The following is a 394-nucleotide window of genomic DNA, read 5'->3' on the forward strand; positions in this document are numbered from 1 at the left end:
GATGTTTCCAACTCTGAAGTAAAAAGATTATTACAGGTGCAGGATAAAATAATCCGTACTGTCCCCGAAGTTTCTCATGTATTAGGAAAGGCCGGACGGGCAAACACTGCAACAGATAATTCGCCAATCAGTATGATTGAAACCATCATTTTGCTAAAACCAAAAAATGAATGGCGAAAAGGAATGACCAAGGATGGTATCATTAATGAGCTTAATTCAAAAATGCAGATACCGGGTGTAACCAACGGATGGACACAACCGATTATTAATCGTATCAATATGCTTTCAACAGGTATCCGTACCGATGTTGGTGTAAAAGTATATGGACAAAACCTTGACAGCATTTATGCTTTTGCTCAAACAATAAAAAAACAATTGGAAGGGATTGATGGCG

The 394-nt window shown here is 38.1% G+C and carries 1 protein-coding gene; it reads left to right on the forward strand.

Features of this window, described 5'->3' with window-relative positions:
* A partial coding sequence (locus CWC16_RS19540) for an efflux RND transporter permease subunit (RefSeq protein WP_138542696.1) occupies nt 1-394 on the forward strand: 394 nt, incomplete at both ends.

The organism is Pseudoalteromonas sp. S3776, assembly GCF_005886915.1.
Classification (GTDB): domain Bacteria; phylum Pseudomonadota; class Gammaproteobacteria; order Enterobacterales; family Alteromonadaceae; genus Pseudoalteromonas.